Raw genomic sequence first — 13812 nt, forward strand, 5'->3', positions numbered from 1 at the left:
TTAATGTGTTTGTCGAAATTTGTATAACTTTGCAATAGTTATTATACATAACTATTGTAAGCGATTCAATGATTTTTTTTAACGTTTTCATTTTAGACAAAAATATATGTCTTTTTACACATGCTCTGCTTTCACTAAGCGCTGCAGGTGCATCGTTAAATATATGCTCTCTGCTTCATACACAGGAAGTTGCAATTCTTTTTGCATGACCTTAACTAGCTTCCAAGCTAAATTATAACAGACAGGATATTCTGCCTTTAATAAATCAGCAAAACTTTGTGATTCCTCTACTTTTTCCCCTTTTTTTACCCGTTCAATTGCGTATTGTAAATGACGGATAAGGCGTAAATAGTGGATACTTTCTTGGTCTAATGTAATTTGTAAGTTTGTCTCAATTAAAGATACGAGCTGTGCAATGAGACGGGAGTTTTGATTAACTGAAGATAAATCTGAATTTGTAAGCGAACTGTAAATATGGAGTGCAATAAAACCAATTTCTCCTTCTGGCAATGTAATTTGTAAACGAGAATTTAAAAGGTCTACAACCCCTTCAGCAATTTCATATTCCTCTGGATAGAGCATTTTCGTTTCAACTAAAAAAGGATTATCTATTGTAAGTCCTTGTTTTAACCGCTTAATCGCAAAAGAAATATGATCTGTTAAAGCGATATGAATATGTTCATTCAATGGTGATTTTGCTTTTTCTTGAATGTAGAACATAATATCATTCATTAATTCAATTAGTTTTTCACTCACATGCGGCACTAACAGTTTGTATTGTTCACGATCACGTTCATTTTTTAAAACAAACATTTTTTCAATTTGTTCTTGCTCCAATACATCTTTCGCTTTTTTCCCAAATCCAATTCCTTTACCAATCACTACTACTTCCTCATGTTCAGGATGGCTAGCAATGATGACATTATTATTTAAAACTTTTTTAATTTCTAGATAATTATTCATATAACACCACCCTCGTACTTAAATAGCCTGCTTTTATGTTACAGAACATTCTTCTTTGTCGTCAATGTAAAACATCTACCATTTCATAAAAATTCATTTTTTAGACATGTTTATATATGATGCGTATAATGTAAGAGCAACTGTACATAGAAAGGAGATAACAACATGATTAAAATGTTTGTAAGTGATATCGATGGTACAATGATGCAACACGGAGGGCTAATTGACGAACAAGATATTGCAGCACTTCGTAGTCTTGCTGAGCAAAATGTTATTCTTTGTTTCGCTTCTGGCCGATTGGATAATGAAATTGCAGACTTAATGAAAGCTGTAAATACAAATTTCCATCGTATTAGTGTAAATGGTGTTTTCGTGTACACACATGAAAACAAGCAACTATTATCCGCAACATTTGATTCGAGTATTCTACCTGATCTGTTAGCAATGACAAATGAAGATCCTTATTTTCGTTATGTAAGTGATGAGCATAATTATTACATTGAAGAGAAAACACCGTTCATTCATGAGCTTGAACAACAAGTAACGATGACTTCTGTTGAAGAACCGCATCTATTACAGAAAATTGATGATACAATTTTCCCAAATAAAATCTCTGTCGGTGGAACAAAGGAAAGCTTACAACTCCTTCAGAAAAAAATTGATGAAAAATTCCACGGAAAAGTTAGTACATTCATTTCAGCAGAACAATGTTTAGATGTAATGCCACCTAATATTAGTAAAGGGGCTGCTATTTCTGTTTTATTAAAAGAGTTTCAACTACAACCAGAGGAAGTTGCTTGCATAGGGGATTCTTATAATGATATCCCGATGTTTTCTTTAACTCCTCACAGTTTTGCTATGTCTCAAGCAGATGAAGCAGTAAAAGAACACGCTCACTATGTAGTAAATACAGTTAAAGATGCTGTTAACCACGTAATTACTCATAATAAAAATACGACTCACTCCTTGTAAGGATGAGTCGTATTTTTTCTTTACATGTTAAACAATTTGACATTAACTGTACTTCACGAACTGAAATATATTATTTGTTACGTGCGATGTTTGTAATAAACTTATAACGATCCCCACGATAAATACATTTCACATACTCTAACGGTACTTCACCTTCTGAATATGACCATTGACGCATTACAAGCACTGGCGCCTTTTTAGGAATATGCAGATGTTCAGCTTCATTATCCGTTGCAATTGAAGCTTCAATTGATTGAGTAGCGCTAACAAGTTTAAAGCCCAGTTTTTTCTCTAAATGTTCATATAAAGATTGTTGCAATATTTCTTCGTTAATATCTTTTACAAGAGCTGGCGACAAATATGTCGTCTCAAAAGCAATCGGTTCATCATCAGCTAAACGTATACGCCTCACTTCATAAACCGACTCTCCCTCCTGTATTCTCAACCGGTCTGCTATTTTCGCAGTAGCTGGAACTAGGCGGAAACTAAGTAATTGACTACTTGGGTTCATCCCACGAGAAATCATATCTTCTGTGAATCCCGTCATTCCTTGCAATTTTTGTTCCACTTTCGGAAGTTGGACAAACGTACCGATTCCACGTTTCCGATATAAATAACCTTGTTCCACCAAATTATTAATCGCCTGTCTGATTGTCATACGACTCACTTCGAACTTATCGCAAAGTTCATTCTCAGATGGGATTTTATCTCCCGGCTTCCATTCGCCGTCCTCAATTAGCTGTTTCACCCACTCTTGAATCTGATAATAGATCGGAAATGGTGAATACTTGTCGATGTTCATCAGCAATCGCCTCACTGCATAAAGATAGAGCTTCTTGATCAGCGATTACGGTTACATTCGGATGACGTTGTAAAACTGTAGCAGGACACGCTTCGCTATATTCACCTTGCAATAATTCTTTCACAGCTTCTGCCTTTTTAGAACCCATAGCAACAAGTAAAATTTGTTTCGCTTTCATAATGCTTCCAATTCCCATTGTAATCGCATGCGTTGGCACATCTTCTTCTTTTTCGAAGAAGCGAAGGTTTGCTTGGCGTGTAGATTCTGTTAATTCAACAATGTTTGTTGGAGAATTAAACAGTGTTCCTGGTTCGTTAAATCCGATGTGACCGTTTTCACCGATTCCAAGAATCTGTAGGTCAACTGGGTTAGCAGCTAGAATGCCCTCGTAACGTTTGCACTCTTCCTCTAAATCACTTGCCATCCCGTTTGGTACATAAGTTTGTTTAAATGGAAGATGATCAAACAACTGTTCTTGCATGAAATAGTGATAGCTGTTTTTATCTTCATGTGGTAAATTTACGTACTCATCTAAGTTTACAGTGGTTACACGGCTTGTATCAAGTTTATTTTTTCGCATTTCTGCATAAATACCTAATGGAGAGCTTCCTGTAGCCATTCCTAATGTTGGATTTTCTTTTGTTTTTACAACTTCTTCAATTAATTTATATCCTGCTTCTGCTAGTTCTTCTGGAGTTTTTACAACAAGAATATTCATTTAATTACTTCCCTTCCTTCATATGAATTCCTAAACGAACCGTATCATATACATGTAAATCTTCATTCATCACAACAAAGTCTGCATCTTTTCCTACCGCTAATGCACCTTTATGATTTAATCCAAACTCTTCTGCTTGGTTAACTGATGTCATCAGTACTGCATCTTCGATTGAACAACCTGTAAATTCAATTACATTTCGGAAAGCTTGATCCATTTTTAGAATACTACCAGCTAACGTTCCATCTTCTAATCGAGCACTACCATCTTTTACATGTACTGGCTGTCCGCCAAGCTCATATAATCCATCTTCAAGACCTTTTGCACGCATTGCGTCAGTAATAACACTTACTTTTTTCGGTCCTTTTAATTTATATGCTAATTTCACCATATCAGGGTGAATATGAATACCATCTGTAATTACTTCAACCATTACATCTGGATTTAATAACACATGACCAACAACTCCTGGTTCTCGGTGATGTAATCCACGCATTTGATTGTATAAATGCGTTGCATGTGTAATGTTTCTATTTTTTAGTTGCGCATCAATTGCATCTGTATGCCCCATTGTGCCAACAACACCAGTTTCAGCAAGATACTGCTCAAACTCTAACGCACCTTCTTCTTCAGGTGCATATGTTACTAATTTAATTAGATTCCCGCTTGCTTCCTGCCATTGTTTAAATTGTTCAATATTCGCAGGAACAATATGTTCAAGTGGTTGTGCACCTGCACGTTTTTTTGAAACATACGGTCCTTCTAAGTGAATATATTCGAAATGTGCTCCTTTTTCTTTCGCTTCCTTCGCAGCATGTAGTGCCGCTTCGATTGCTTCTGGAGCTTGTGTCATTGTTGTTGGAAAGTAAGTTGTAACTCCTTCTTTTAACATTTCTTTACCTAGAGTTACTAATCCATCGCTATTTGCATCCATCGCATCAATATCGTATCCACCATGAATATGAACATCAATCATACCTGGAATCACAATCTTCCCTGCTGCATCTAAAACCGCTTCATTTTCTTGTGATACATATTGAGCCATCAAACCAATTTCTTTAATTGTTTCTGCGTAACGAATAAATCCGTTTTCCACTACTTCTTGACCTGTATAAATTTTGGCATTGATGACAACTTGCGTTTTCATTTTCATCGATCCTTTCCCATGAAATACCTACTTGTTATTATTACCTTATTCGCCTAATTCCATCTTAATATATGCACGAGTAGTTGTCTAGACATTCGAATGAAATTTCCTCTTTGTTTAACAAAAAGGAAACTTAGTACGTCTCTTGCAATTATAATATATGTTATTCAGTTTTCCAAAAAGGGAGAATATCCCCTATCATATTACTCACTTAAGTAATGGCATTAATCCACTAGAGCCTATTGTAATATGCTCGCCGTCTGTTTCCATTTCTACTGTACGTTTATTTGTTCCATATATCATTATACCATGCTGTTTTAAGCGTCTCACTACACTTTGATGCGGATGTCCATATGGATTTCTGCTTCCATATGAAAGAATCGCAAACTGTGGTTCTACTTTTTTTATAAACATTTCACTTGTTGAAGTATAGGAGCCATGATGTCCCACCTTTAACACATCTGCATGTACATCAAACTGCTTTAATATTTCAGTTTCCGTCCGCACATCAGCATCACCCATTAGTAAAAAATCCGCTTTTCCGTATCGTACCTTCAACACAATTGAAGATTCATTATTTTCATCTTTTGATTTCCCATTGTTTAATACTTGTATGGAAACATGCGGATCTAGCGGTATGTATTGTCCCTCTTTTACTGAAACGAAAGGAATTCCTCTTTTTTTAATATGATTCCGGTATGTATGATACGTAAAAGAACTATATGTTTTTCCACTATCTAATATAAGCGATACCGGCATTTGCTCTACAATCGGAATAAGTCCTCCAATGTGATCCATATCAGGATGCGTACTGACGATAGCATCTAAATGGTTAATCCCTTTTTCGATTAGTTTTTGAATGATAACCTCTCCGGCTTCATAAGGTCCCCCGTCAATTAACATCGTTTGTCCATTTGGCAATGTAATAAGTGTCGCATCACCTTGTCCAACTTTTAAAAAACTCACTTTCATTTTACCAAAATGTTGCCGCTGCATATGTAAAGGAGACGCGGTATGAATAGACATCATATATCTTTTAGCCGATGCACTATTTAAAGAAAAGCATAACAAAACAGAAACTAACAATAAAATACCTCGCATACTTCTCATAACTCGTCTCCTTTTTTCAATTAGTATGGCACGGTATATAATTGATATACAAAAAAAGCTTAGCAAAATGCTAAGCTTTTATTTCGATATCTCCTGTAAAGAACCAAAGAATAAATCTGCTTCATTCATTTGTTCATTCTCTTCAGAAAGTGCCGGTAAATCATCTAATGTTTTCAATCCAAATGTATCCAAAAATTCTTTCGTTGTTCCATATAAAATAGGACGCCCTGGCCCTTCTGCTCTTCCCATTTCTTTTATAAGTAAGTGTGAAACTAACGTTTGTAACGCCTTATCGGTTTTCACCCCTCTAATCTCTTCCATTTCAGTCCTTGTAATAGGTTGACGATATGCCACAATCGCTAACGTTTCTAAAGCAGCCTGAGAAAGTGAAGCAGCTGTTGGGATATCTATTAATTTTTGATAGTACGAAGCATGTTCTTTCTTTGTAGCAAAACGATATACTTTTGCATACTGTACAATTTGCAAACCGCGGTGTGCACCTTCACATTCTTTTTGCATTTCTTCTAAAATATCGATTACTTCATTTCCTTCAATTTCAAGCACTTTCGCTATTTGTTCTGGATAAATCCCTTCATCACCAGAAACAAATAAAAGCCCTTCAATGATTGATTTCTGTTCTTTTCTATCCATTTTACGAGCTCCTTCCTCCAATTTTCTCCATAAAAATACACATCAAAAAACCGAATCACAATCAATGCGTTCGGTTCAATATTTTTTCTCTTGTTCCAAACGATACATTCAAACCTAGCATGAGATATATTATTCCCATCCCATTTTCCATACTAAATCTATGCAGATTTAGTAGAGCTTGATACGAAAATTTCATCAAAATTATGTTCTTGTTCAATTATGATTTGTTGATTTTTCATAAGCTCAAGAACCGCTAAAAATGTTACAACCATTATTTCCCGTTCATCATCAACAAACAAATCATAAAAACTTTGACGACCACCTTGTATTTCTAACTGTTTTAAAATATCAATCATGCGCTTTTCAATTGGTATTTCTTGACGAGTAATACGTGTTGTTACAGGTTTCTTTGCTTTTTTACGGCGCATTAATTTTTGAAATGCCGCTAGCATATCATATAACGTAACATCAAGAGGCAAGTTTGTCTCCTCTTCTTGTTGTAACGATGTAAAATCAATTGGCGGACGTGTATATAGCTGTGCTCTTTCTTGTTCTCTTTCTTTTAGCTCAGTAGCAACTTGCTTATATTTCTTATATTCAATTAACCTCTCCATCAATTCTTGACGAGGATCATCTATAAAGTCATCACCGTTATCAAGTACATCTTCTTCATGTTTCGGCAACAACATTTTACTTTTAATTTGTAATAAAGTCGCAGCCATTACTAAATACTCACTTGCAACATCTAATTGTAGTTCTTTCATCGTATGAACATAAGATAAATATTGCTCTGTAATTTCCGCTACAGGAATATTATATATGTCAATTTCATAACGATGTATTAAATGTAACAATAAATCTAAAGGCCCTTCAAAAGCCTCTACTTTAAAATTATACTGCACAAAGCATCCCACCACATTTTTTCTATAACAACATAAGTATAGAGCATACTCATGTTCTATCCAACCTTTTTAAGAAATTTAATTAAAAATAGACCTATGCCTATATCATCATGCCCACCGCTTCATATGATAACAGTGTAGTAAGAACAATGTAGGAGGTCAAAAAACTATGGGTCACGTTGATTGCGGTTTTAGCGGTGGGTTCGCATTACTTGTTGTATTGTTTATTTTACTAATTATTGTAGGGGCAGCTTGCTTCTGCTAATATGAACAATAACGACTAGGGACAATTCCCTAGTCGTTTATTGTTTATATTTCTATGATACACTTGTATTTATAACCGTTAAACAGGGGTGAAGAAAATGTATCCTACCGAATACATACAATTTTTAATTCATTTTCACGGAGATTATGATTATTTTGAATGCCACGAAACACTGGAAGAATATTGGAAAACAAAACCGAGAGGAAATCGTGATAATTATTTAGTCGGTCTTATTCAAATTGCAGTTTCTTTATACCATCAAAGACGCTCTAACTGGAATGGCTCAGAAAAGATGATGAAAAGCGCCATAACGATTTTAGAAAAAAACAGTGCACCTTTACTACGTTTAGGAATAAATCAGACACAACTTCTATGCTTACTCCAGGATAGATTGCAATCTATACAGAAAGAAGAGAGTTTTACACCGTTATTTTTACCGTTATCGGATACAGCATTAGAAAAGCACTGCATGGAATTATGCCAGAAACAAAACCTTCCTTGGAAAGACGTGAATGCTACTTCTAATGAATATATAATACATAAGCACACATTACGTGATCGAACAGAGGTTATCGCTGAACGAAACGAACAATTACAAAAAAGAAAGCAGAGATAATAAACCACTTATCTCTGCTTTTACGAATGTATATTTTGTTCTAGCCCTTTACACTTTTTGCAAAAACTTGCTGTTTGCTCATTTCCGCAAATTGTAAACTCAAGAAATTTACTCTTTAACTCTTGAACCATCTTCGTTCCAATACCCATATGACGATGAGACGGGTTCACACTCAAATGCTGAATTTCCATCACTTGATTCTCTTTTTTTACAATCCCCATTATCCCAACAAAATCTTCGTTTTGTTTCCACAAATACAATTGCCAATCATCCTTTGCCTCATAATCTTTCATAGTCAATTGTAATGTTTTCACATCTTTTTCAGTTGGCATAAATGAAAGAAGCCCCATTGCAATCTTTTCATAACTTTTTTTAAAACGAATTAACATAACCCTTATCCCTTCTTACAAAAGTTACAAACTATTAATCCCCTCAACCACTCTTTTCATATCACATTCATTTTACAATATTTTCAACAGAGTGAGAAGGGCCTAAAACAACTTGATAATCATACAAAGCAAAAAGAAGAAAGTCAAATATATGTTTCAGTACTATTTTTTCTAAGTAGATTAACAAAGAAACGCTGTTATATGAAAGTAAAAAGAAACATCCACCGCTCATTACCACTCCAATATTCATCACCTGAGAGCAAATGAATTCTAGCAAAATTAATGTAATAAAAATATTTATTGAAACATGAAATCTAATGTATTCTATGTAATTTGTTAAAATTTTGTTCTTATAAGCGCCATATTTTCGCTACAATAACAGTACTACTTGTATCATGTACTGCAAACGAAATACCCGTTCCTATTAAAAAACAAAAAAGAGAGCCATAGCTCTCTTTTCCCATTAACTTATTCTTCCCAAACTTTAACTTCTTTCATTACATCGCCTTGACGCATGTTTAATACTGTTTCAATACCGCTTGTTGCTTTACCGAATACAGTATGTACACCATCTAAATGCGGTTGTGGCTCATGAACAACAAAGAATTGGCTACCGCCTGTATTACGGCCAGCATGAGCCATAGAAAGTGAACCTACAAGGTGTCTATGAGGATTTCCATCAGTTTCACATGGGATAGAGTAACCTGGGCCACCTGCACCTGTTCCTGTTGGATCTCCACCTTGGCTTACGAAGCCAGGAATAACGCGGTGGAATGTCACACCATCATAAAATCCTTGCTCTGCTAGTTTTTTAAAGTTTTCTACTGTTTTTGGTGCCTCTTCTGGGAAAAATTCTAACTCGATTTTTTCACCATTTTCCATTAATATGTATCCTAAAGTTTTCATACGTATATGTCTCCTTTCAACTATCTCAGCACTATATTACCACATTCATGACTAGAAACAAAAAGAATCCGACAATCTAGATACTTCTTTTTCGAAATGTGGAAAAAGCTAGGTGACAAATAAGAAATATATACTATAATAACTGTGTTGCCCGAAAATTTTAGAAAGAGAAAGGGAGCGATTTTTCGTGAAAACGAAATTACTAGCTCTGCTATTGGCTGTAACGGTATTTATGATGCCAACAGCTTCGTTTGCAGACATCATCGAAGGAGAATCAATTGTTACACTAGGAGAAAACTTGTCTGAACAACAAAAACAAGATCTGTTAAAAGAAATGAAAGCACCAAAAGATGCTACAATCATTACTGTGTCTAATGCGGAAGAACATAAATTTCTAGAAGGGATTGTTCCAAAAGCCCAAATTGGTACGAGAGCAATTTCCTCTTCTATGATTACATACACAAAGCCAGGTTCTGGTCTCATTGTACGTTCAAAAAACATTAATTCGATAACAGATGCAATGTACACAAACGCACTTATTACAGCAGGTGTGAAAGATGCAGAAATTCAAATTACTGCACCATTTAAAGTTTCAGGAACTGCTGCTTTAACCGGTTTAATGAAAGCCTATGAAACAACATCGAACAAAGCAATTCCTGAGGAAGTAAAAAAAGTAGCCAATGAAGAAATGGTGCAAACAGCCCAGCTCGGCGATAAAATTGGTGAAGAAAAAGCAGTTCAACTTGTTGCAAAAATTAAAGAAGAAATTGCCAAAGAACAGCCAAAAACGACTGAAGATTTACGTTCATTAATTAAAAAAATTGCGGATCAACTTGGTATTACATTAACGGATGAACAGTTAGATAACTTAGTTGCGCTATTTGATAAAATGAAAAATCTTAATATCGATTGGAATCAAGTTGGCAGTCAGTTAAATAAAGCAAAAGAACACGTTTCTGCCTTTTTAGGATCTGAAGAAGGGCAAGGTTTCCTAGATAAAGTTAAAGATTTCTTCTCAAGTATCATTGATTTTGTTAAATCGTTATTCAAGTAAAAAGAAGCTCGTCAGTGACGAGCTTCTTTTTTTATACAAGTAATGGCAATTTCATAACAGCTTCTTCGACCGAACGAACAATATGATTTGCCTTATTCTTCACATATGGATGAGCATGATGTAGAGTAAATGAATGCGGAGTTACTTCAAACATAGAAATATCATTGAAAGAATCTCCAATGCATGCAACTTCATTTGCTTCAATTTGTAAATGTTCCATTAGTCGCCTTAAAGCACTCCCTTTACTTACTCCCCTTGGCATAATGTCAACATAGCGTTTACCAGACATAAAAACTTCCGCTTCGCTCTGAAATGTATCTCGTAACTCTTGATCTAATGCTGCAATTGTCTCTTCTTCCCCAAAAACAAACAATTTCGCAGGATGTACAGTCTTACCAAATTCCTCTTCTAATGCTTCTATCTCAGCAATATGCACGCCCATATACGTTTCAAAAGTATGATGATGTTCATTCTTTCTTTTTGTATACCGTTGCTCATTTGCACAAACAATATCTGCTAGTCCCTTTTTATGGATATATCGATATATTTCCTGGGCAATCCCATCTTCAAAACTTGATTCATGAAATATTTTTCCATCCGGCAGTAACATCGTTGCTCCATTTAAACTAGTTGTGTAATACGGGAATGCAAACCTATTTACGACTTCATCAATTCGATGAGTAAAGCGGCCAGAGGCAAAACAAATATTTGTCCCTTTTTCAGCTAACCAACAAAGTGCACGTTCATCTTCTTTTTGCATATGATTCACATTATAAACGAGCGTATCATCTAAATCACTTACAAATAATTTAATCATGTCCTCTTCCCCTTCCATACACAATATCTACTCTAAGTGTACACAAAAAATGTTTGATTTTTGTTAAAAAACAATAAATTTTTGCTAAAAAAATAAACGGGTGTATAATCCCGTTTATTTTTGTCTTTTTACATTTTGAGGTCTTACAATACTTGGTCGTACTTTTAAACTAGACATCGTCGGGCGAAGTAGAATTTTTGTTAATGCACCCCAATCAAATGGTAAAAACGGCCATAAATAAGGCGTTTGTAAACTTTTTATAGACGTTAAAAATAAAATCAATATCGTCATACCAATTACAAATCCCATCTCATGGAAGAGACCTGTTAAAATAATAACAAACAATTTTCCAACTTTATTTCCTAATCCTAATTCATAACTCGGTGTTGCATATGCACCGATCATAGAAACTGCTACATACAAAATAACTTCTGGTACAAACAAACCTACATCGATTGCTATTTGACCAATTAATATGGCGGAAATTAACCCTGCAGCAGAAGATAACGGCGTTGGCGTATGAATGGCTGCCATCCTTAAAAACTCAAGTCCGATTTCGGCCATCAACACCTGTAATAGAATTGGTAAATGTGTCATCTTAGTCGGTCCAATGAAAGCAAGTTTTTCTGGTAAAAGAGTTGGATCAAATACAAACACTAACCAAAATGGTAGTAAAAATAAGGAGAATAAGACACCTAAAAAGCGTACCCAACGTAAAAATGTACCGACAGCTGGATTTTGTCTAAACTCTTCCGCATGCTGTAAATGGTGGAAATATGTTGTTGGAGTAATCATAGCACTCGGTGATGTATCAACTAGTACTAACACATGTCCTTCTAATAAATGATTCGCCGCTACATCCGGTCTTTCTGTATATCGAATAAGCGGGAATGGATTATAGCTTTGCTTTACAACAAATTCTTCCACTGTTTTATCCGCCATCGTAATTCCATCGACATCAATGTTATTTAATTCTTGCTTTATAATCTTTACTAAATCTGGATTTGCAACATCTTGAACATATGTAATACAAATATCAGTTTGGGATCTATCTCCTACTCGAATCATTTCATTTCGAAGACGTGGATCTCGAATTCTCCTACGAATTAACGCTGTATTTACAACGATATTTTCAACAAATCCATCCCTCGCACCGCGTACTACTTTTTCAGTATCAGGTTCTGTCGGTGTTCGTCCTGGATAGCTGCGAACATCTATTGCGAACGCTTCCGTTTCACCTTCCACAAATATAACAATAAGTCCTGATAATACTTGGAGCATTACCTCATCCATCGTTTTCACTTTGCTTACTTGTTGATGGATTAAACGATTCTCTAAAAGCTTCACTGTATCTTCTTCTACATCCCTTATCTCATTTGTATCCACCGCTTCTTCTAAAATAGGGATAATATAATTTGTATCACAAAGTCCGTTTACAAATAACACACCAATTTCTTTATTTAAAATTTGAAATTTACGAATGCCAACGTCGTATGTAACACCCAGTCCAGCTGTTTGCTTTAAGTAATTTTCATTATCACTTATGAAAGATGAAATAGGGATATCCACTTTTTTAGGCTTCGTCATAAAAACCACTCCTTTCCAAAATTAATTGAATCGCTTTTCTAGTAATAGGTGATCCTCTCTCCCATTCATCGTTTCCACACATCTTACCAATATCACCAACTCCCACAATGACAGGAACATTCAGATCATCTAAACAATAAATTGTATCTCCGCTAATTCTGCCAATTTCACCATCTGGAAGTCCAAATTTATCAACACCGTATTCGGTTAAATTCCCGTTTCGATCTACACTGACATCTACACGTGCCCATTCCCAATGATGTGTATTAGACGCTACTGCCAAAATCCCCAGTACATCAATTTGTTTATGTGTGGCTACATATTTTAAAGCCTTTTCACCAGATCCTTCTCCAATAAATCCACTGTCATCAAACATGACAAATACAGGGTCATATGGCGTTTGCATAATAAGCTCAACAACTTTCTTCCCTGTCAATTTGGTTGGATTACTTTGTGATGCTGAAATACACCTTCCCCCAAATTCCTTCGTTAAAAGCTCAATTGTTCGCTTTGCATATTCATCTCCATCTGTGACCAAAACAACCCTTCGTCTCATTTGATTTATCCTTTCGGTTTACATATAAGTGCTACAAAAAATGAAAATAATATCGCTGCAGAAATGCCTGCAGACGTTAAACTAAACATACCCATACCAATCCCAATATATCCGTGTTTTTCTGCCGCATGCATTGCCCCATGTAATAGTGAATGTCCAAAACTTGTAATAGGAACTGTCGCCCCAGCACCAGCAAACTTTATAAGCTTATCGTACAATCCAAATCCATCTAAAACTGCTCCTATAACTACAAAGGTAGCCATTAAATGGGCTGGTGTTAACTTTGCGAAATCTAACAATACCTGTCCAATTACACAAATGGCGCCTCCTACAAGAAATGCATATATAAAATCCACA

At 35.3% G+C, this 13812-nt stretch carries 17 protein-coding genes; 4 read left to right on the top strand and 13 right to left on the bottom strand.

Features of this window, described 5'->3' with window-relative positions:
• Nucleotides 1-114 precede the first annotated feature (114 nt).
• A complete protein-coding gene (gene glcT, locus AC1DMU_RS01760) occupies nt 115-963 on the bottom strand; it encodes a glucose PTS transporter transcription antiterminator GlcT (protein WP_001067321.1) in 849 nt (282 codons plus the stop codon).
• Nucleotides 964-1128: 165 nt separating this feature from the next.
• Here glcT and AC1DMU_RS01765 point away from each other — a divergent pair, with 165 nt between their 5' ends.
• Nucleotides 1129-1935 (top strand): HAD family hydrolase, encoded by an 807-nt coding sequence (locus AC1DMU_RS01765; RefSeq protein ID WP_476941458.1) that lies wholly within the window; start codon nt 1129-1131, stop codon nt 1933-1935.
• A gap of 70 nt (nt 1936-2005) precedes the next feature.
• Here the strand turns inward: AC1DMU_RS01765 and phnF are convergent, their stop codons facing one another.
• The 6 genes from phnF to scpA all read right to left on the bottom strand — a co-directional run bounded on the left by phnF (nt 2006) and on the right by scpA (nt 7265).
• Complete coding sequence (phnF, locus tag AC1DMU_RS01770; RefSeq protein WP_002194085.1) at nt 2006-2737, bottom strand: phosphonate metabolism transcriptional regulator PhnF; 732 nt, start codon at nt 2735-2737, stop codon at nt 2006-2008.
• Nucleotides 2667-3455: a glucosamine-6-phosphate deaminase gene (nagB, locus tag AC1DMU_RS01775; protein ID WP_001024205.1), complete on the bottom strand. Its 789-nt coding sequence runs from the start codon at nt 3453-3455 to the stop codon at nt 2667-2669. Before nagB ends, phnF begins: the two co-directional genes overlap by 71 nt.
• Before the next feature lie 4 nt (nt 3456-3459).
• The gene (gene nagA / locus AC1DMU_RS01780) at nt 3460-4602 is read right to left on the bottom strand and encodes an N-acetylglucosamine-6-phosphate deacetylase (RefSeq protein ID WP_002107769.1); all 1143 of its coding nucleotides are present in this window, start codon (nt 4600-4602) and stop codon (nt 3460-3462) included.
• A 207-nt stretch (nt 4603-4809) separates the two neighbouring features.
• Nucleotides 4810-5712: a ComEC/Rec2 family competence protein gene (locus tag AC1DMU_RS01785; RefSeq protein ID WP_001257286.1), complete on the bottom strand. Its 903-nt coding sequence runs from the start codon at nt 5710-5712 to the stop codon at nt 4810-4812.
• A gap of 78 nt (nt 5713-5790) precedes the next feature.
• Nucleotides 5791-6363 (bottom strand): segregation/condensation protein ScpB, encoded by a 573-nt coding sequence (scpB, locus tag AC1DMU_RS01790; protein WP_000375162.1) that lies wholly within the window; start codon nt 6361-6363, stop codon nt 5791-5793.
• Between the two features lie 158 nt (nt 6364-6521).
• Nucleotides 6522-7265 (bottom strand): segregation/condensation protein A, encoded by a 744-nt coding sequence (gene scpA / locus AC1DMU_RS01795; protein ID WP_001199757.1) that lies wholly within the window; start codon nt 7263-7265, stop codon nt 6522-6524.
• Nucleotides 7266-7434: 169 nt separating this feature from the next.
• On the opposite strand from scpA, the gene AC1DMU_RS01800 reads away from it, so the two are divergent.
• Together AC1DMU_RS01800 and AC1DMU_RS01805 are read left to right on the top strand one after the other, a co-directional pair.
• On the top strand, nt 7435-7530 hold the full coding sequence (locus AC1DMU_RS01800; RefSeq protein ID WP_000510194.1) for a YjcZ family sporulation protein: 96 nt from the start codon (nt 7435-7437) through the stop codon (nt 7528-7530).
• A 97-nt stretch (nt 7531-7627) separates the two neighbouring features.
• Entirely contained in the window at nt 7628-8146 is a 519-nt protein-coding gene (locus tag AC1DMU_RS01805) for a DUF309 domain-containing protein (protein ID WP_088064344.1), read from the top strand.
• A 20-nt stretch (nt 8147-8166) separates the two neighbouring features.
• Here the strand turns inward: AC1DMU_RS01805 and ribT are convergent, their stop codons facing one another.
• Nucleotides 8167-8535, bottom strand: coding sequence for a GNAT family N-acetyltransferase RibT (gene ribT, locus AC1DMU_RS01810; protein ID WP_088064345.1), 369 nt, complete (start codon nt 8533-8535; stop codon nt 8167-8169).
• A 468-nt stretch (nt 8536-9003) separates the two neighbouring features.
• Nucleotides 9004-9441, bottom strand: a complete 438-nt coding sequence (locus AC1DMU_RS01815) for a peptidylprolyl isomerase (protein WP_000853789.1) — start codon at nt 9439-9441, stop codon at nt 9004-9006.
• 187 nt (nt 9442-9628) lie between these two features.
• Between AC1DMU_RS01815 and AC1DMU_RS01820 the strand changes: the two genes are divergently transcribed.
• Entirely contained in the window at nt 9629-10495 is an 867-nt protein-coding gene (locus tag AC1DMU_RS01820; RefSeq protein WP_000850509.1) for a DUF1002 domain-containing protein, read from the top strand.
• A gap of 31 nt (nt 10496-10526) precedes the next feature.
• Here the strand turns inward: AC1DMU_RS01820 and AC1DMU_RS01825 are convergent, their stop codons facing one another.
• From AC1DMU_RS01825 to spoVAE, 4 genes are all read right to left on the bottom strand, one after another.
• Entirely contained in the window at nt 10527-11330 is an 804-nt protein-coding gene (locus AC1DMU_RS01825; RefSeq protein ID WP_002008448.1) for a Cof-type HAD-IIB family hydrolase, read from the bottom strand.
• A 96-nt stretch (nt 11331-11426) separates the two neighbouring features.
• A complete protein-coding gene (spoVAF, locus tag AC1DMU_RS01830) occupies nt 11427-12899 on the bottom strand; it encodes a spore germination protein SpoVAF (RefSeq protein WP_087985122.1) in 1473 nt (490 codons plus the stop codon).
• Nucleotides 12886-13455, bottom strand: a complete 570-nt coding sequence (gene spoVAEA / locus AC1DMU_RS01835) for a stage V sporulation protein SpoVABEA (RefSeq protein WP_001254416.1) — start codon at nt 13453-13455, stop codon at nt 12886-12888. The genes spoVAF and spoVAEA overlap by 14 nt, the downstream gene beginning before the upstream one ends.
• 5 nt (nt 13456-13460) lie before the next feature.
• A complete protein-coding gene (gene spoVAE / locus AC1DMU_RS01840) occupies nt 13461-13811 on the bottom strand; it encodes a stage V sporulation protein AE (protein WP_000345909.1) in 351 nt (116 codons plus the stop codon).
• Nucleotide 13812: the final 1 nt, after the last annotated feature.

It is taken from the genome of Bacillus sp. 01N45 (genome assembly GCF_056399205.1).